Origin of the sequence: Streptomyces coacervatus, from assembly GCF_029223485.1 — a bacterium.
GTDB classification, from domain to species: domain Bacteria; phylum Actinomycetota; class Actinomycetes; order Streptomycetales; family Streptomycetaceae; genus Streptomyces; species Streptomyces coacervatus.
In genome coordinates this window covers 12,837-29,997 of the sequence record NZ_JARHTP010000042.1, presented here as the reverse complement: position 1 = coordinate 29,997, position 17,161 = coordinate 12,837, and the positions used below count along the sequence as shown (strand labels likewise).

The window sequence follows — 17,161 nt, the reverse complement described above, 5'->3', positions numbered from 1 at the left end:
AACTGGAGGATCCTGCGGGACTGCCGCCTGAAGGGCAACGGCGTCCACCAGGCCATGCTCGGCATCGCCCGGCTCCACAACCTGGCCCTCACCGGATAACTCACGCCCCATACGGGACAACCTCTAGTGGCGGAATCGTGATCATCGATCACTTTGTAGCCGGGTACAGAGGGCCAGCGGACCGTCAGGACCACCGACTCTTCCTCCGCGAACCAGGAGTGGTCGACGCCTCGGCCCCACACGACGTAGTCCCCCTGCCGGGCCAGCAGAACACTGCGCCCGGGCAGTTCCACCCGGAAGCGCCCGCTGATGAGGACCAGCAGGGCAGTGCGTTCTTCGCCGGTCACCCACTGATCCCGCTCATCGCCCTGCGGGTGGACGCCCCATTTGATCTCCACGTCCTCGCTGTGCCGGGGATCGGAGGCGTCCTTGAAATGCCCCAGCAGCCACCCCCGGTCCAGTGCCGCGTCCCGGCCCGCATTACCCACGTACACGCTGTCAGTCATAGCTCCGGAAGGTAGCAACCGACCGCCATGGGTACAGACGGCGATATCGACGTCGAGGCACTGCGCGGGGCCGTGCGGAGGTGACGGCCCGTCATGACTCGCTGCCGGCCACTCTCGTCTTCGAAGGCGGAGCGATGGTGCAGCGGATCCCGTACCGCTCGACCGGGTACGCGATGTGGTCTCCGCCCGGGTCGTGATCAGCGAGGACCGGATCCGCCTCGGCAGCGGTGTACTCGTCCAACTCCCATGCAGAAGCAGCTTGCTGTACGCGATCGGCTGACCCAGCGGGATCGGCGTGGACGCTCGCTGGTGGCGGGCATCGCCTACGACGACGGGGCGCTGCGCCTGGACGAGCCGGTGTCGGAGTCGGTGGACCTGCCGGAGTTCAGCATCACCCACCGCCGCGAGATCACTTGGCGTCACCTTCTGGCGCGCACTGGGGTGGCGGCCTGTGGGGCAGCGCCCTGGACCTGGCCCGCATCGGCCTGCGGGGTGAGGCCCAGGTAGGAGGCGATTTCTCAGACCCGGTTCACCTTCTGCTCCCGGTCCGCGGGCGTCATGCGTGCGTGGAATGCCTGAGTGACCGGCAATGCCGTGAGCTGGTAGGGCGCAAGCTCGACCGACCGACCGACCGACCCACTGCGCTGCGTCCGACGGTCCGACCACGTCACCTGTCCCGGCGGAATGGCGATCATCTCGTTCCCCGTCATCACGTCCGTGATCAGGAGATCCTGACGAGACGTGTCAGTAGCTCGGCGGCCTATGCTCCGGCCGTCATCGCTGCATGACCGAGCTGATTCGACGAAGCTGGACAGTAGTAAAGAAGGAAGGGAGTCGCGAACCATGTCACTTGCCCGCGTCCACAACTTCTCCATCTCGCTGGATGGCTTCGGCACCGGTGAGGGCCAGAGCCATGACGCACCGTTCGGCCACGCCGGCGAAAGGCTGCACGAGTGGATGTTCACCACCCGGTTCTGGCACATGATGACCGGCCGGCCCGGCGGGACCGGAGGCCTCGACGACGCCTTCGCGCGTCAGTTCACGCCCGGAATCGGCGCCGAGATCATGGGCGCCGGGAAGTTCGGACCGCCCGGATGGCACGAGGACCCGGAGTGGAAGGGCTGGTGGGGACCCAACCCGCCGTTCCACACACCGACCTTCATCCTCACCCATCACCCGCGCCCGTCGATCGAGATGGAGGGCGGTACGACGTTCCATTTCCTCGACGCTTCGCCCGCCAAGGCGCTCGAGACGGCCCGCGAGGCGGCGGGCGACCAGGACGTACGCATCGGCGGGGGGCCGACCGTGATCCGTGACTTCCTTGCCGCCGGGCTCATCGAACACATGCACATTGTGGTGGTCCCGATCCTGCTCGGCCGAGGCGTACGCGTCTGGGACGGAGTGGAGGGCATCGAGAAGGACTATGAGGTCGAGGCCGCCACCTCGCCCAGCGGAGTCACGCATGTGACGTTCACCCGTGTGGGTCTCTGAACCGTCTCGGTCGAAGACCCGGAGCGCAAGTAGGGCTCGAGGCCAGGTCTTTCATCCATGCGTCGCTTCAGGGCACTTAGCCAGATGTTGATCGAGGCGACGTGGACGGCGGATTCGCAGCGAACGGCGCCGTCGAGTCGGGCGGCCACGCGCGGCGCTGTTCGAGCTGGTTGACACCGCACTCCACAGGGTGACGCTGCCAGTACGGCCGCGGGTCGTATTCGGGCGGTCGGCGACGCCGCGCACGCCGCGCGCCGGACCGATACGGAATGCCGTGCTTCCGGATCTCCAACCGTGATAGCGGTTTTGGCGTATTGATCCGCTGCAAATGCCGTAGCTTCTGGACGATCATTTCCAGAGCTCTTTTGCCTGCTGTTGACGCTTGATGCGATGCAGTGTATATCCCTTTTTCATTGCAACCTGCACAGCGGAGTGATCGGAAATTCCCCGAAGCCTCGGAGCCGCGGGGACAGCCGACCGAGGGCAGGGGAGCCCCCGGGAATCTGCTGCTGAGAAACAAAAGGGGGACGAAGGTATGCTTCGCATCACGGCCGATATCTTCTCGGGCCGTCCCGATCCGGTCTCCGACATCACCGACGCGAACGAAGTGCGGGCGCTGCTCCGTGAGGTGGACAGCAACCGGAACCTGTTCCTCGGTGAGGCACCGGCCGGGAGCGGGCTGGGAGTCCGGGGATTTTGGATCGAACCGCTCAATGACGAGTTCGGAAGTGAATTCGGCACCGAGCCGAGGCTGTACCTGCCGGTCGGTGCACAGGCGCATGGTGGCCGCGCGGCCGAAATCGGCGAGCGACTCGTCACCTTGATGGAGCGGGGGGAGCCCGCCGCCTCCGGTGAAGCGGCACAGCCGCTGGACGCCTCACTACGCGAATTCCTGATTCCGCAACTGGCGGCCCCCGCCCGGCTCACCGTTACGGACCGGACCGCTCCGGCGGAAACGGAAGCGGAAGCGGAACGGGGATCGGAAGAGGCCACGGCGGCAATCACCTGCACCATTGAGCTCGGAGCATTCAATCCGGGATTCTGGAACAACGACTCGACCGTCCGGCTGAGCAACAACTGCTACAACTACGCGAGCAACTGGCGGACGAATACGTTCGCCCAGCCGGGCCGCGGTTGCGGCAGCATGTACAAGGCCATCACATGTGCCGAAGTGACGCGTGCGTCGCTGTGCGACGGTATGCACCACCGGTTCGACTGCTTCCCGGACGCCGAAAGCCCGCGCTACTTGGTCGCGTTGGTCATCGCCCCCGGTCCCGGATTCGTCGACTTCCACTGGTTCCGCAAGCAGAAGGAGGGATTCTGGGGCCACAAGCCCGGCCCTACGGACGCCCGCAACACGGACAACAGCGGCAACGTCATCTACAATCCGGAGACAGCCAACCGCGGTCCGTACACGGTCTTTTGCGGATACCTATACGGGTGCAATTCGCAACGGCAACGGATAAGGTAGCGGGCGCGGCGTCATCCCGGGGCCGGGACAGCGCCTTCCACGGCCCGGGACTGGGCGGCATCGCCAGCAGGGAATGACCGGTATGGACGTCGAGATCGACCTCTACAGCGGGCGGCGGAATCCGGTGTTCAGCCTTGCGCCAGAAGCCGCGGCAGAGCTGATGTCCCGTATCGCCGCTCTGCCGCCGGCACCCCCCGGGGCCGCTCCGCTGCAAGGTCTCGGTTACCGGGGGCTGCGGATCACCGGCGGCCCGGCGGCCGACATCATGGAGATCGTGGTGTCCGGCGGAGTGGTCGTCGCCCGTGACCGGAACGGCGCGGAGCGGGTGCTCCAGGATGCGGGACGCTCATTGGAGCGCCGGCTTGCCGACCTTGCCGCCGCGAGTCTGGATCCGGCCGAGATGTCGGTGCTGCGCCAGGAGTTGAGAGGCGGACCTGAGACCCCGTAACACGATCTTGTTGACGTGTCCTGGCCGGGCGGTGCTCGTGTGATCATTCGGCCGGTCGTGATGTGTGAGTACGAGGTCGTGGATCCTGGACGCCGACTTGTGGGCACTGATCAAGCCGTTGCTGTCGCCCCGGCCGGAGAAGTCGCCGGGGCCGCGGCCGGTGGCGGACCGGCTGTGTTCAACGACGTCACCCGGACGCTCGCCCCGGGCCGCCCACGCCGCCGCCCCTGCCCGGCCCGCGTGAACAGGGGCGGAAGGCGGTACCCGTTCGTGAGTGCTCCGCCGTCGGACGTCATGGCCAGGTAACCACAGACCCGCCGGGGATCACTGTCCGACGTATTGCCTCTGAGCGTCGAACGCGCGCGCGGCTGTCTGCCCCGCTCGGGTTGCTGCAAGTTCACCGGCTGCGGTCAGCGGGCGGAGGCGCATGCCTCCGCCCGCCGGTGGTCAGGGAGCGTCGATGAGGCCGTACTTCGGCACGGTCACCGTGCGGGCCCCCGGCGTGCCGCCGAGGACGACCTTGCGGTACGTGACGTTGTTGGCCGTGCTCTGCTCCTTGAGCCGGTTGTCGGGGTTGGCGATGACCTGGATGTAGTAGGTGCCGTTCGGCAGGTCCGAGACGTCGAAGGACTGACCGGGCCGGTACTGGCTGTAGGTGTCGCCGTTGCCGACGTCCAGTACCTCGCGCACCGAGACGGCGGTCTGCTCACCGCAGGCGGTGGCGAGGTCGGTGTTGTACGGGTGCCAGTTGGCGTTCTTCACCGTGTAGTCGATGGCGTCGGTGTTGGCCAGGCAGAACGCCTCCTTGCCGCTGCGGACGATCTCCCTCTTGTCCGCGCCGAGCAGCCGGTAGCTGGCGAAGTCGCTGAAGTGCCAGTGCTGGTGGCCCTCCCGCGGGTCCCACTCCATGGTGCCGGTGGGCGTGTACCCGACCTGCTTGCCCTTGGCGTCGTAGAAGTACTGGTACGCGTCCATCTTCTCCGCACCAGGCTTGCGGAACCCGTCCACGACCAGCGGCGAGGGGCCACCGTTCCAGACGGTGGCGCTGAAGGCGAGGTAGTCCTTGCCCGGGACGGCACCCGCTCCGCCCTCGTCCCCGTCGGTGATGGCGATGCCGTACGCGGGGAGGGCTCGCAGGTCGGGCTTGGGCACATCGGCGGGGACGGCCGCCCTGCCGACCGGGCGTTTCGCCGCCGGCTTCGGGCTCTTCGACGCGTTCTTCTGTCCGTGATTGACCCCGGCCAGGCCCTGGCCCCCGCCGGAGTTCTGGCGGACCGTCACCTTGACGGTCTGGGTCTTGTCCGCCATTCCGAACAGGTCGCGGTACTTCTTCGCCACCGACACCTTCGCGGTGTAGACGCCGGCCGGGAGGTTGATGGCGTTGTCCCCGCGGAAACCCTGGGACGTGGCCGCCGCCCAGCCGTTCTCGACACCCCATACCCCGCCGAGCGCGAACGGGTTGTCGGAGCATCCGGTGGGGTACTTCGAGGTGGCCGGGGCGTCCGGCCGGATCCGGCCCGCCCGGTTGTTCGGGCAGAACGACTGCGTGGTGTCGGCCACCTTCGCGCCCGACGCGTCGCTGATGTTGACCTTCAGGAAGTCCGGCAGGCCCGAGAAGTCCTTCACCAGGCCCGTCGGCAGGGTCTTGGTCACCGTCCGGCCGCCGGAGCGGATCACCTGTGACGCGACGACGGCGTCGTTGTAGGACTTGCGCGTTACCCGCATCTCGAGCGGTCCCCCGTCGACCGTGATGTAGGTGCCGAGGTCCAGGTAGACCCCCGGCTCGCCCTCGAAACGGTCGACGGTCACCGAGGGGGATGCGGCGATCAGTTGGAGCTTTGGCGCACCCGTCGGTGTCGCCGCTCCCGCGCCGGGCGCGGCGAGGGTTCCGGCGGCGCCGACGGTGAGGGCGGCGGCGGCGATGATCGCCGAGCGCCGTAAGGCGGTGGGGTGGTGTCTGTTCATGGGTGCTCTTTCTGCGTCTGGTCGGGACGAGTCGTGCACGTCTTGCAGGCACGGAAGGATGTTCTTGTGTGCCATCTGTGAACAGTGCAAAAAGTCGATTCAGGTTGGCTGGCCGCCGAAATTGCCCTGAATCCAGGCTTGTTGCGGCTGTCAGCTCGGTCATCGACGGCCGCTTGCCCTCGGCCGTGCCGGAGAGATTGCGAAGACAGATGCGCGGCCTGTCGCCGACGGCCGCGGACAGCGCGGAAACCGCCTGGTCCGCCTGCTCGCGCAGCTCGGTCCCGGCCAGGGCGTCCGTCTCCTGGTCGCGGGGGAGGACGTGCTCGACGCCGAACAGGGTCTTGGGCCGGGTCCGTCTCTCTGCGCGGGATCGTTCCGCCCACACCCTGCACTCGCCGCCTACATACCACCGGACGTCGTCACCAGATCGTGGATCTGTTTTCACCCGGTTGGCTCAGCACAGTGCGGAAGACACCGTGTAGTCCGGGTTCGCCAGTCGGAGTTCAGCTCGAAGACCATCCGGGCGATGTTCAGCACTGCCTCGAACGGCACGTTGTAGAAGCGCTTTCGACAGTGCGACCGTCGGCGGGCCATTTCGCCGACGTTCAGCACGACATGTTCCAGCTTTGGGCGTCATCCACACCGGGTGATGCCCAGCCGGCTACCAGTCCGTAGCCGTGAGGTTCCGCTGCCCGGCGGTGCTCCACGACGCGGTTGGTCAAGTTTGTCGTGCGTCCGAACATGCAGTAGTGGCGTCCTCCTTGGAATTCCAGAACGTAGATCCGGGCTGCACGTGGCCGATCGGCTTCGATGTGGCCGGCCAGCTGCGGCTGGACGCACCCTTGGGCAAGGTGGCTGATGTCTGGCAAAGGCGCCTGAGGATTGTCGGGGAGGGTTCCGGCGCGAAGTTCTGCACGGGCCCGCTCCACGAGTGCGGGCAAGGGCGGATGGATGGGCGGAAGCACCGGCGTTGTGAGGCGCACGCGCCCGAAGTCGACATCCAGTTCCAGTGAGCCGCGGTAGCCGAGTCGTCCGGAGTGGAAGCCGGTCAGTCCGCGGTTGCGTCGTCCGTCTCGTCGACGTCGACCGACAGGAACGGCTCGTTCTCAAGGTCTGCCCCCGGGGGCCGCGGGGGCGGCAGCTTGCTGGTCGTGCCGCGAGGGCTGGGGCGAGGTGGTCTTTTTTCGCGGTCGGCCGCGGGGCTTTTCTGAAGGCCAGTGCTCGTTGAGCCGCTCCAGGAAGCCGTCCGGGTCGGCGACCAGCGCGGTAAGGCACGCCACGACGAAGGCTTGCATCTCGTGGTTTCGGTCGCTCAGTGCCTGCGTGGCCTGACTGAACGACAAGATCGAGCCGGTCACCCACGGCAGCACCGCTCTGTGGGCGAGACGCCCTCCCGAGCGGGCGGGTTGGGTGCTCTGGAGGACGAACTGGGCAGGTGATGCGATGAGTTGAGGCGATCGAGCTGGACGCCTTCCGCCACCTGCATGAGAGTGACACGTTCTGGTGCGGGTTGCTGCTCGGCGGCTGCGGGGGGGCGGTTGACCACGAAGTTGTACACCGACCGGGCCTGTTCCCTGTCAAGTTCTGCGTGTTGAGCTGCTGTTGGCCTGTGCCGCCGGCCCTGTCGGTGACGGGAAATCGTGGTTCTGACGGCGGATCAAAACTGGTTCTGGATCACTTTTGGTGCCGGAGCCACGGAGGGTCACCTCAACCGCGATCATGAACGGTCGTGGCTCACGGCCTGCTCCAGGACCTCTGGCTTCACCAGACCACTGACGTCGCGGTCAGCGCCGTCACCATCCACGCCAACCACGTCACCGTCCACGCCGCCACGATCCGTGTCGGCGTACTGCCTGGTCTGCAGAGGTGGGTAGGGGTGAACGTACAGAAGGTTTTGGTGCTCCAGGCGGGCTTCGTGGTCAGTTGCGTGACCGGTCGCCGGCGGAGCCGGTGGACGTGTTCGCGGTGGCCACGATGGCCTGCAGTGCGGCTACGTGGCCCAGGAAGGCGACTCGACCGTCGGTGGTCAGGCGGGCACGGACGCGGCGTCTGATGGTGCGGTCGACTGTGACGTAGCCGGCCTGCTCCAGCGTCGAGAGCTGTTTGGACAGTGCAGAGTCGGAAAGACCGAGCTGGTCGCGAATGTAGCTGAAGTCGGCCCAGTCGGCGGCCGCAAGTAGGGAGACGATGGACAGCCGGGTGCTGGGATGGATCAGCTCGTCGAACCGTGGCGCGGTCATGATGCCGCGCCAGTCCGTACGGCGCGGCGGCGTGCCGCGGCCGGCAGCAGCGGCCCGCCTAGCACGAGGATGACCGCGGCCAGGACGGCTGCCCCGGTGACCGGGTGATGCGCGTCGTCGGCGTTCAGGATGAGCGCTGCGGCGATGGTGACCCCGACCAGGGCGACCAGACTGCCCAGCACCCAAGCTGCCAGCCGTGGGCCGGCGATGTCGCCGCGCACGCTCATCTGGCTGCTGCGGTGCCGTCCGTTGACCACTCGGGGCGCGATCGAGGAGTGCGCGGCTCCGAAGGCCAGCGTAGCCAGGGTGGTCACCAGCGGATGATGGACGTCGGCGATCACGCCGAGCACGATCCAGCCTGAGGCCAGGCCCGCCCAGTACCAGCGCGGCACGTCGATCTCGTCGATCACCCTGCGGCGGGATCGCTCCACGACGTCCAGCGCGGCTCGTGCCTGCTCGGGTGTCAGCTCGTCCATGACGCCTCACTTTCCTGCCGGGAAAGCCAGTATTGGCTTTCCCGGCAGGAAAGTCAATCTGTCGGCGGGACCAGGGACGGGGCCCACACCGTCGGACGCGGTTACCGCAAGATCGTGCGCCTTCCGCAAAACTCGGATCACCGGGCTGTGGCGATGCTCTGTACGTTCGCCCGTACACAGCTCTGAACATTCACCAGCACGCCGACAATCCGGCTCATGCCGCGTGGAGAACGGGTTTGCGCAGCAGGTCGAAGTTGGCGCGGCCGAAGGTGGCGCCGACTTGCGGTGGAGCGCAGGGAAGTTGTGATGCAGCACGTGGCGCAGGGCCTCGCCCGGCGACGCTACGACGAAGTAGCGTAACGCTTCGTATCGACGTTCGAGATCCTGTGAGGCTGCGATGGGACACCCCGACCCCTTAGTGATCGACCCGACCGGTCGCGACATCCACGGCGAGGCCGCCCGGATCCGCGAGCACGGACCGGTGACCTTGGTCGAACTCCCCGACGGGGTCGCGGCTTGGGCCGTCAGCTCCCCCGATCTGCTCAGGCGCCTGCTGACCGACCCGCGCGTCTCCAAGGACCCGCGCCGCCACTGGACCCGCTGGATCAATGGCGAAATCGCCCCGGAATGGCCGTTGTTCACCTGGGTCGCGGTGCAGAACATGTTCACCGCGTACGGCGGCGAGCACAAACGCCTGCGGGCCCTGGTCGCCAAGGCGTTCACCGCACGCCGCACCGCCGCGCTCCGGCCTCGTGTCGAGGAGATCACCAAGAACCTGCTGGATCGGGTCGAGGAGGCCGGAAAGGACGGGCAGGTCGTCGATCTGCGCGAGGGGTTCTGCTACCCGTTGCCGATCCAGGTCATCAGCGAGCTGTTCGGCCTGCCCGAGGACCAGGGCGCAGAGCTACGGGCCGTGGTGGACGGGATCTTCCACACCTCCGCCACGCCGGAGGAGGTCACCGACATCTACACACGGTTCTACGCTGCGCTCGCCAAACTCGTCGCTTTCAAAAGGGAGTCACCCGGCGACGACCTGACGTCCGCCCTCATCGCATCGCGGGACGACGAGGGCGGCGGCACCGGCCTCAGCGAGCAGGAACTCCTCGACACCCTGGTGCTCATGGTCAGCGCGGGCCACGAGACCACGGTCAACCTCATCGACAACGCCATCCACGCCCTGCTCACCCACCCCGACCAACTCGCGCTCGTCCGCGGCGGCCAGGCCTCCTGGGACGACGTGATCGAGGAGACGCTGCGCGTCGAGGCGCCGGTCGCGAGCCTGCCGTTGCGATACGCCGTGGAGGACCTGGTGATGAGCGAGTTCGGCGGTCCCGAAGGAGTCGTGATCGGCAAGGGTGAGGCCGTCCTGGCCGCGTACGCCGCCGCCGGACGCCACCCTGGCAAGTACGGCGACGATGCGGACCGCTTCGATGTCACCCGCGTCGACAAGGAGCATCTGGCCTTCGGCTACGGTGTGCACTTCTGCCTGGGTGCTCCGCTGGGGCGGCTGGAGGCGCGGATCGCGCTGCCGGCGCTCTTCGAGCGTTTCCCGGATCTGCAACTGGCGGTGCCCCAGGACGAGTTGGAGCCGGTGGATTCCTTCATCTCCAACGGTCACCGCGCCCTCCCCGTGCGCCTTCGCTGATCACTCCCCGCGTCACCGCGTCCGCAGCGGGTCCCCCCGCCGTGCCGTATCTCCACGGCTCCTGGGGCGCGTCCGCGGACGGTGGCCGGCGGGAACGCGACGAGCAGGGCGGGCCGACGCCCGGTGGAACGGGCCGGGACGGCGGCCCAAATCGTCGATGGGTACGGCCAGTTCGAGGTCCGGAAGGCGGTCCAGGAACTTCTCCACCGGCGCTGCCGCGATTAACCGGACGGGGTTTTGTGCCGGACAGGTGTGCAGGCCCGCGCTTCGCCCCAAGTGGGCGCGGGCCCGCGCGTTGATCGGTGGTGGGGGAGGGATGTTCGTTCGCCGCGGCGAGCGAGACCATGATCGGCCGACCCGGGCGCAGCGGGACTCCCTCGTACATGCCGTCGTGGGCTGCCTCGTGCACGGCGTAGTTGGCCATGGGCGATCGTTCCACAGCACCTCGCCGGGCTGTACGAGGGCGTCCTGTGCTGGCAGGCTGCCGCTTCCGCTTCGGTGAGACCAGTTCGAGAAGGGCCGAGGAGAGCAGTTCGTTCGCGTTCTCCGCATCGACGCCGTCGAAGATCCCGGACATGCCCTCCGCTCGGGCAGCACCAGCAGTCCGGGTGTCGACGTTCATGGATCGCGACGGGCCTGTACCGCCGACCGGGTGGCGGCAAGCGGTCTCCCAGGCGGGCGGGTCCGGCAGCCCCCTGCCGCCGCCGATGCCGGACGGCGTGTTCCGGATGCGGGGCGACACGTGCCTGGCGGAGGAGAGCACCGAGATGACGGCGGATCTGTCCGAGCACCGCCGGCAGCGGCAGAGGGCACTCACGCAGGCCTGCCCGTAGCGTTCCTTCCCGGTCTCCGAGACCGGGAAGGGGGGGCGGCGGCCGGGTGGACGATCCGTACGGCGACTTGCTGGGCCGCTGGATGTTCGCCGTCTGGCGGCTGATCGCCCGGGGTGTCACGGCCGCCAGCCTGTCCCGGGACGCGTCCGAGTCGCGCATGTGGGCGGGCCGCGCTGGCGACTCGGTGCCGTTCGACCCGGAGATGCGGTGATCGGGCTGGCTGCGCCCTCGCCGCGCCGGTCGGATCCGGCGGGGGAGACAGGGGGTGTACTGCCATGGTTGGCCGGTGCGAGGTATCGACGAGGTACGCGGATGCACAAGGTGGTCTCGAGGAAGGGGAGGGCGTGCCGCGGCACACGCTGTGGCCGGCCAGATGGCGGGACCTGCCGCGTCCGTAGCAGGGCCCGCGGTGGATCCCTTGAAGCTCTCCGTTCGACTGTGCCGGACGTTCGCCCTCGCCGGGCTGTACGAGGTCGTCCAGGTGTGGCAGGCCCGCGTTGCCTTCGCCCCGGTGGGAGGAGATACGGAGCAGGCGCTGGAGGGCTGACAGCAGCTGTGCGCAGTCCGGGTGTGGCCGCCGGCGAGTGGGCCTTGGAGGGGCCGGTCATGGCACGCGGCGGATCGATCCGCGGCTTCTGCTCTGTCGCTCCCACCTCTGGTGGGTTCGATTCGGTCCGGGCTGGTCCGTTGAGTCCACCGACGATTGAGAAGGTGTCCCCTCGGGGGACACGTAGCTGCGTGGTTCGATGACGTGAGGCGGTGACGTGCAGGTGAGCGATGCCTTGCGTCGGTCGCGCCGACCTCCGGGTGCGGAGCCCGGTGGCAGTCGTGGCCCGCGGCGGACACGGTACGTCGTGCTGGGCAGTCGGCCGGCCCGCGGAGTCGGGACGGTGGCCCGTGCGCGCAGTGTCGCGACAACAGTGCGGCGGGCCGGGGACGGCGTGGCCGTGCACCACGGGCTGAAGGTGGGTGCCGCGTACGCGTGGCGGCTGCTGGTGCTCGGGGCGGCCGCGTACGCCGGTTTCGTGATTCTCGGGCGTTTGCAGCTGGTCGCTGTGGCGTTGTTCCTCGCCCTGGTCGTGACCTCCATGCTGCGTCCACTCGCCGATCTGCTGGCGCGGTGGCTGCCGAGAGCCCTGGCAGTAGTGGTGAGTGTCGCAGGAAGCCTGATGGCGGTCCTTGGGCTGCTGGCGCTGGTCGGTGAACTGGTCGCGAGCGAGTGGGACCGGCTGGGGCGGGAATTCAGCGGGGGCATCGGGCGCATCGAACGGTGGCTGCAGGGGCCTCCTTTCCATGTGAGTCCCACGGTGATGTCGGACCTTCAGGGCAAGGTGAACTCCTTCGTGTCCGAGCACCGCTCCGCACTGATCAGCAGCGCCGTGAGCGGTGCCGGACGGCTCGTGGAGGTGCTGACGGCGGCGGTGCTCGCGCTGTTCTGCTCCGTGTTCTTCATCCATTCCGGCGACCGGTTCTGGCGCTGGTTCCAGGCAGGGCTGCCGCAGCGGGCACGGGACCCATGGAGCCGTGCAGGCCGTGCGGCGTGGCGGACCTTCGCCGGTTACACGCGGGGCATCGTCATTGTGGCGGCCACCAACGCGGTGCTGGTCGGCGTCGCCCTGTTCTTGCTGCGGGTGCCGCTGGCCCTGCCGCTGACGTTGCTGGAGTTCTTCGCCGCGTTCATCCCGCTGTTGGGATCGCCCATTGCGTTGGGCGTGGCCACGGTGGTTGCCCTGGCTTCGCGCGGACCGGCCATCGCGATCGTGGTCCTTGCGCTGATCGTCATCGTCGGCCAGATCGAAGGCCATGTACTGCATCCGCTGGTGATGAGCTGGGCGGTCCGGCTGCACCCCGTCGTGGTTGCCGTCTCCGTCATCGCGGGCGGCATCCTGGCCGGGGTGGTCGGCGCGGTCGTGGCGGTGCCGATGGTGTCGGTGGCGTGGGCGGTGCACGGCGAACTGCGCGCCCCCTGGCCCGGGCAGAGACGGGTGGATGCCTGACAGAGGAACCGGCGTCGATGCATCCGTGGTGGCATCAACAGTGGAGGGGGAATGTCCCCCGTCCCGTGCCATCGAAGGCTGATCTTCGCCATCGAAAGTTGATCATCAGTAGGTTCGTGCCACCGGAGTTTGATCGGCACGGGGTGCTGGCGATCAGGGCAGGCGAAACCAAGTCGCTCTTCGGGGCCGGCTCTGCATAGGTTCGGCCGTATGGCTGACGACTGCTTCGGGCACCCACGACTCGCCGCGATCTATGATCCGCTCGACCCCGACCGCAGCGATCTCGATGCCTACCTCCGCATGGCGGAGGAGTTCGAGGTGCACCAAGTTCTGGACATCGGCTGCGGCACAGGGGTGTTCGCACTTCTTCTGGCCGACCGTGGGGCCGACGTCGTCGGCATCGATCCCGCCCAGGCATCCATCGACGTCGCCCGGGCCAAACCGGGCGGTGAGCGAGTGCGCTGGATGTGCGGTGACGCGACAGCCCTCCCGCCACTGCAGGTCGACCTCGTGACGATGACTGCGAACGTCGCCCAGGCCATCGTTGATCCGGACACCTGGCAGAAGACACTGCGGGGAGCCTACGAAGCACTACGGCCCGGCGGGCACCTGTTCTTCGAGACCCGTGATCCGGCCGGACGGGCCTGGGAAGAGTGGACCCGCGGGAAGTCCCACCGTGTGGCGGAGTTCCCGGGCTTCGGCTCCGTCGAGAGCTGGGTCCAACTGATCGACGTGAGCCGGCCCCTGGTGACCTTCCGCTGGACCTACGTCTTCGCAATGGACGGACAGGTGCTGACCTCGGATTCGACCCTGCGCTTCCGAGAGCGCGAAGAGGTCGAGACGGATCTGATCGCCCACGGCTACATGGTGCAAGACGTGCGCGATGCGCCTGACCGGCCAGGCAGAGAGTTCGTCTTCCTCGCCGGACGCCCCTGATCCTTAGCCACCCACACCACTCGAACTTCGATGCCACAGGCTCCCCACCTGGTCGCCCGCGTTCACGCCGGAGCTCGCTTCGAATGCGGTCAGCTCATCGAACGCCCCGAGACCCTCGCGGCCTGATCGAGGCTGGCCGATCCCTCTGGAGGCTCGTTGTGGCATGGTCTGAACATGTGGTGGTGCGAGACGGCGCCCGGCTCGCCTGCCGGGACTGGGGCGGGCCGGGACGGCTGCTCAAGTCGCTTTCCGAGGGGCGTCACAGCCTTCGGGGCGGCAACGACCCGACGCTCTCTGGCCGGGCGGCCGGAGGCTCCGTTCACCCCGACTCTGGCCGCCCGGCCCGGCGAAGTAGTGCAGATCGACACCACCTGCCGTGGCCGCGACGTCCAGGCGGTGTGGACGATCTCGGAACTCGCCGATCTCTTCCACGAGTGGGTTATCGCCCGGCGGAAGACCCGCTCGCATGACGCTCTGCGCAGTCCGTTCCTGCCGGGCATGGCCCTCTCGCCGAACGAGGTCTACGCCATGCTGGTCTCCCGCACCGTCTATCTGCCGGTCTGTCTCGGCGGTGACGACTACATCGAGTTGCTGCCCGTCGAGTGGTGGAAGATCAACAACTACGGCATCACGCTCGACTACCGCACCTACGACTGCCGGGAGTTGGGCTCCTACCGGCGCCAGCCGTCCGGAGTGGACACCAAGGGCGACCTCTGGGAGGTCCATCACGACCCCTACGACCTGTCACATGTCTGGGTACGCGACACCCGGGCCGGAGGCTGGATCACCGTTCTCTGGACCCGGCTGGGCACGGTCTCAGCGCCGTTCGCCGGTTTCACCTGGCGCCACGCCCGAGCCGTGCTGGCCGCCAAGGGCGCCGACGACACCGACGAGGACGCCATCGCCGTCGTCATCGACGACCTGCTGACGCGCGCCGAGAGCGGGCCCGACCGGCGGAGCGCCGCCCGCACCAAGGCGGAAACGGCCGTTTCCGCACTGCCGCCGGCGCGCCGCGAACCCGAGCCCGAGCCCGAGACGGATCAGGCCTGACGGCGATGGGGAGATCGCCCAGGTCATTCCGTTCGGTGTGTTCGATGCCTTCACCGACGGGACTCGCTGATGACGCACTTCCTCGATCCGGGAGAAGTCGACCATCCGCTGACGACCAATGAGGACTGGACCGCCTTCACCACGGAGGCCACCACTCCGCCGGACATCCTGGCGCCCGCGACCCTGCAGCGGCTCACCGAGGCGGAGCGAACTGCCTACGACCAGGCTCTGGAGGATTAACACGGGCAACTCGTCATCGTCTCCACGCCGACGAGCCGCCATGTCACCGCGACCGGCCGCAAGCGCATCCTGCTGAACCGGCACCAGCACTCCGCCCGCCGTGGATTGATCGTCTCGGGCCCCGCCGGGACCGGGAAAACCACTGCCATCACCCAACTGGGCAGGAATTACGAACAGTTGGGCCGACGTCGTGGCGAGATCTTGCCGGACTTGATGCCGGTCGTCTACGTCACCGTCCCGCCCGCGGCCACGCCGAAGATGCTGGCCATCGAGTTCGCACGGTTCATCGGCCTGCCGCTGCCCTCGCGGTTCAGCCAGGTCGAAGTGACCAACAAGGTCTGCGATCTGCTCTGCACACTCGGCTGCCGTCTCGTGTTCATCGCTGAACTGCACAATCTCGACCTCGGTACGCGGGTGGGCGCCGAGCCATCCGACCAGATCAAGTACCTGTCCGAGCGCATCCCCGCGACGTTCGTCCTGGCCGGCGTCGACGTCGAGGGCACCGGACTGTTCGCCGGACGCCGCGGCGGGCAGATCGCCAGCCGCTACACCCTCATTCCCACCAGCCCGTTCCGCCACAAGACCGAGGAGCAGCGCGGCTCCTGGTGTTCTCTCGTGGCGACTTTGGAGGAGTCCCTGCGGCTGCGAGCCCACCGACCGGGGACCTTGCTGGACCTGAGTGCCGCTGACGCCGCTGCCCGTCCACCACGAGACCATCGGGTCCTACCTGAATCGCCTCGCCGACGCCAACCACCTCACCATTGACTACCTCTCGCACCTGCTCGGCCCGTCCCGCCAACACTGCCGCGTCGACAATCGAGTCGGCTACTGGACCCCAGACGCACTGCGACGGCTCGCGACTTTGACCGGCCGGAACCCGTCATCCCTGGTCCACGCAATGCCGCCGCTCGGCTCGATCAGCGACCCGCTTCGACACCATCGGTCCGCCACAGAGGAGGTCATCGAACCGCGGCGCCGCCCTGCCCGCCGCCTCTGCATGGCCCGGCGGCACGTCCACGGGCTCGTCGTCCGGAGCACCCCGCACCCCGAAGGTGTCTGCCACCGGCACAGCAGCTGGCTCCTCGGAGCAGAGCAACACGATCTGACGCTGCTGCCCGAGGTTCTGCGGGTCAACCTCCAGCATCACCGGATCGTCCGCCGGGGCGCCCATCCCTTCGCCGCGCTGGCCCTCATCGACGCCCGCGACTGCCTGACCAGGTGGTTCACCGGTGGACAGAGCGGAGGGCCTCTTCGGCAGAGGTGGAACCGTCGACTCGAAGTGCTGGGCGAGGACCCGTTCGGTGATCCTTACCGTCCCTCCGAGCCCCGAATCGAAGTGGCCACTACCCCGAAGTCATCGTGCTCACCGGCCTGTTCACCTCCCCGCACTGGCGCGGCCATCCCCAACTGCCGGCAGAGGCAGCACGCCGTTTTGGCGTTGCTCAGACCCAGCTCGGGCCGGGACTGGTCCGGAATCTGCCACCTTCACTGCGAATCCTGGAGCAGGACGTCTCACCACCCTGACTTCAGTGAAGATCCGAGAAGATCCGACTGGACCTCGGTCAGTCGATGCCTTCGACGATGCGGAAGTCGCGCTCGACGCCGTCGGAGAGGGCGGCCAGCGCCTCCTGGTAGGCCGCACTCTCGCGTGCCGCGACGGCCTGCTCGAAGCTGTCGAACTCGATCAGGATGGTGCGCTCGGCGATTCCGGCGTCGTGCGCCACGACCCGGCCGCCACGGACGAGGACCCGGCCGCCCCCGGCCTTGACGGCCGGAGCGGCCAGCTTGTTGTAGGCAGCCAGCTTCTCAGGGTCTGAAATGGTGCGGTAGACGCTGACCCAGTAGCCCTTGGGCATGGAACCT

At 67.8% G+C, this 17,161-nt stretch carries 18 protein-coding genes and 3 pseudogenes; 15 read left to right on the top strand and 6 right to left on the bottom strand.

Annotated elements, in window-relative coordinates:
* Positions 1–99 (top strand): annotated as a pseudogene (locus P2Q00_RS49915) (IS5/IS1182 family transposase); the annotation flags it as partial.
* A gap of 41 nt (positions 100–140) precedes the next feature.
* Here P2Q00_RS49915 and P2Q00_RS49910 read toward each other — a convergent pair.
* A pseudogene (locus P2Q00_RS49910) lies at positions 141–506 on the bottom strand (cupin domain-containing protein); the annotation flags it as partial.
* Between the two features lie 246 nt (positions 507–752).
* On the opposite strand from P2Q00_RS49910, the gene P2Q00_RS49905 reads away from it, so the two are divergent.
* From P2Q00_RS49905 to P2Q00_RS49885, 4 genes are all read left to right on the top strand, one after another.
* Complete coding sequence (locus P2Q00_RS49905; RefSeq protein ID WP_275781718.1) at positions 753–1,013, top strand: hypothetical protein; 261 nt, start codon at positions 753–755, stop codon at positions 1,011–1,013.
* A gap of 336 nt (positions 1,014–1,349) precedes the next feature.
* Entirely contained in the window at positions 1,350–1,997 is a 648-nt protein-coding gene (locus P2Q00_RS49895; protein ID WP_275781717.1) for a dihydrofolate reductase family protein, read from the top strand.
* Positions 1,998–2,532: 535 nt separating this feature from the next.
* Positions 2,533–3,468 (top strand): hypothetical protein, encoded by a 936-nt coding sequence (locus tag P2Q00_RS49890; RefSeq protein WP_275781716.1) that lies wholly within the window; start codon positions 2,533–2,535, stop codon positions 3,466–3,468.
* An 82-nt stretch (positions 3,469–3,550) separates the two neighbouring features.
* Positions 3,551–3,916 carry a hypothetical protein gene (locus P2Q00_RS49885; RefSeq protein WP_275781714.1) on the top strand — a complete coding sequence of 122 codons (366 nt, stop codon included), beginning with the start codon at positions 3,551–3,553 and terminating at the stop codon, positions 3,914–3,916.
* A gap of 447 nt (positions 3,917–4,363) precedes the next feature.
* Here P2Q00_RS49885 and P2Q00_RS49880 read toward each other — a convergent pair whose 3' ends face one another.
* From P2Q00_RS49880 to P2Q00_RS49870, 3 genes are all read right to left on the bottom strand, one after another.
* Positions 4,364–5,881 carry a lysyl oxidase family protein gene (locus tag P2Q00_RS49880; protein ID WP_275781713.1) on the bottom strand — a complete coding sequence of 506 codons (1,518 nt, stop codon included), beginning with the start codon at positions 5,879–5,881 and terminating at the stop codon, positions 4,364–4,366.
* A gap of 1,919 nt (positions 5,882–7,800) precedes the next feature.
* The gene (locus tag P2Q00_RS49875) at positions 7,801–8,121 is read right to left on the bottom strand and encodes a transcriptional regulator (protein WP_275781712.1); all 321 of its coding nucleotides are present in this window, start codon (positions 8,119–8,121) and stop codon (positions 7,801–7,803) included.
* Positions 8,118–8,597: a hypothetical protein gene (locus P2Q00_RS49870; protein ID WP_275781710.1), complete on the bottom strand. Its 480-nt coding sequence runs from the start codon at positions 8,595–8,597 to the stop codon at positions 8,118–8,120. The genes P2Q00_RS49875 and P2Q00_RS49870 overlap by 4 nt, the downstream gene beginning before the upstream one ends.
* Before the next feature lie 397 nt (positions 8,598–8,994).
* Here P2Q00_RS49870 and P2Q00_RS49865 point away from each other — a divergent pair, with 397 nt between their 5' ends.
* The 10 genes and pseudogenes from P2Q00_RS49865 to P2Q00_RS49820 all read left to right on the top strand — a co-directional run.
* Positions 8,995–10,242 (top strand): cytochrome P450 family protein, encoded by a 1,248-nt coding sequence (locus P2Q00_RS49865; RefSeq protein WP_275781708.1) that lies wholly within the window; start codon positions 8,995–8,997, stop codon positions 10,240–10,242.
* Between the two features lie 575 nt (positions 10,243–10,817).
* Positions 10,818–11,075 (top strand): hypothetical protein, encoded by a 258-nt coding sequence (locus P2Q00_RS49860; protein WP_275781706.1) that lies wholly within the window; start codon positions 10,818–10,820, stop codon positions 11,073–11,075.
* A gap of 46 nt (positions 11,076–11,121) precedes the next feature.
* The gene (locus P2Q00_RS49855) at positions 11,122–11,286 is read left to right on the top strand and encodes a hypothetical protein (RefSeq protein ID WP_275781705.1); all 165 of its coding nucleotides are present in this window, start codon (positions 11,122–11,124) and stop codon (positions 11,284–11,286) included.
* A 207-nt stretch (positions 11,287–11,493) separates the two neighbouring features.
* A complete protein-coding gene (locus P2Q00_RS49850) occupies positions 11,494–11,622 on the top strand; it encodes a hypothetical protein (protein WP_275781703.1) in 129 nt (42 codons plus the stop codon).
* A gap of 343 nt (positions 11,623–11,965) precedes the next feature.
* Positions 11,966–13,072, top strand: coding sequence for an AI-2E family transporter (locus P2Q00_RS49845; RefSeq protein WP_275781702.1), 1,107 nt, complete (start codon positions 11,966–11,968; stop codon positions 13,070–13,072).
* Between the two features lie 210 nt (positions 13,073–13,282).
* Positions 13,283–14,008 carry a class I SAM-dependent methyltransferase gene (locus P2Q00_RS49840; RefSeq protein WP_275781701.1) on the top strand — a complete coding sequence of 242 codons (726 nt, stop codon included), beginning with the start codon at positions 13,283–13,285 and terminating at the stop codon, positions 14,006–14,008.
* A 354-nt stretch (positions 14,009–14,362) separates the two neighbouring features.
* On the top strand, positions 14,363–15,058 hold the full coding sequence (locus tag P2Q00_RS49835) for a Mu transposase C-terminal domain-containing protein (protein ID WP_275781699.1): 696 nt from the start codon (positions 14,363–14,365) through the stop codon (positions 15,056–15,058).
* Positions 15,059–15,127: 69 nt separating this feature from the next.
* On the top strand, positions 15,128–15,298 hold the full coding sequence (locus P2Q00_RS49830) for a hypothetical protein (RefSeq protein WP_275781697.1): 171 nt from the start codon (positions 15,128–15,130) through the stop codon (positions 15,296–15,298).
* Positions 15,299–15,313: 15 nt separating this feature from the next.
* Positions 15,314–16,063 carry an ATP-binding protein gene (locus P2Q00_RS49825; protein WP_338059425.1) on the top strand — a complete coding sequence of 250 codons (750 nt, stop codon included), beginning with the start codon at positions 15,314–15,316 and terminating at the stop codon, positions 16,061–16,063.
* Positions 15,978–16,235, top strand: a pseudogene (locus P2Q00_RS49820) (TniQ family protein); the annotation flags it as partial. The gene P2Q00_RS49825 and the pseudogene P2Q00_RS49820, both read left to right, overlap by 86 nt.
* Here P2Q00_RS49820 and P2Q00_RS49815 read toward each other — a convergent pair.
* Both P2Q00_RS49815 and P2Q00_RS49810 read right to left on the bottom strand, forming a co-directional pair.
* Complete coding sequence (locus P2Q00_RS49815) at positions 16,179–16,442, bottom strand: hypothetical protein (protein WP_275781696.1); 264 nt, start codon at positions 16,440–16,442, stop codon at positions 16,179–16,181. The pseudogene P2Q00_RS49820 and the gene P2Q00_RS49815 overlap by 57 nt on opposite strands.
* Before the next feature lie 418 nt (positions 16,443–16,860).
* Entirely contained in the window at positions 16,861–17,154 is a 294-nt protein-coding gene (locus P2Q00_RS49810; RefSeq protein ID WP_275781695.1) for a DUF1330 domain-containing protein, read from the bottom strand.
* Positions 17,155–17,161: the final 7 nt, after the last annotated feature.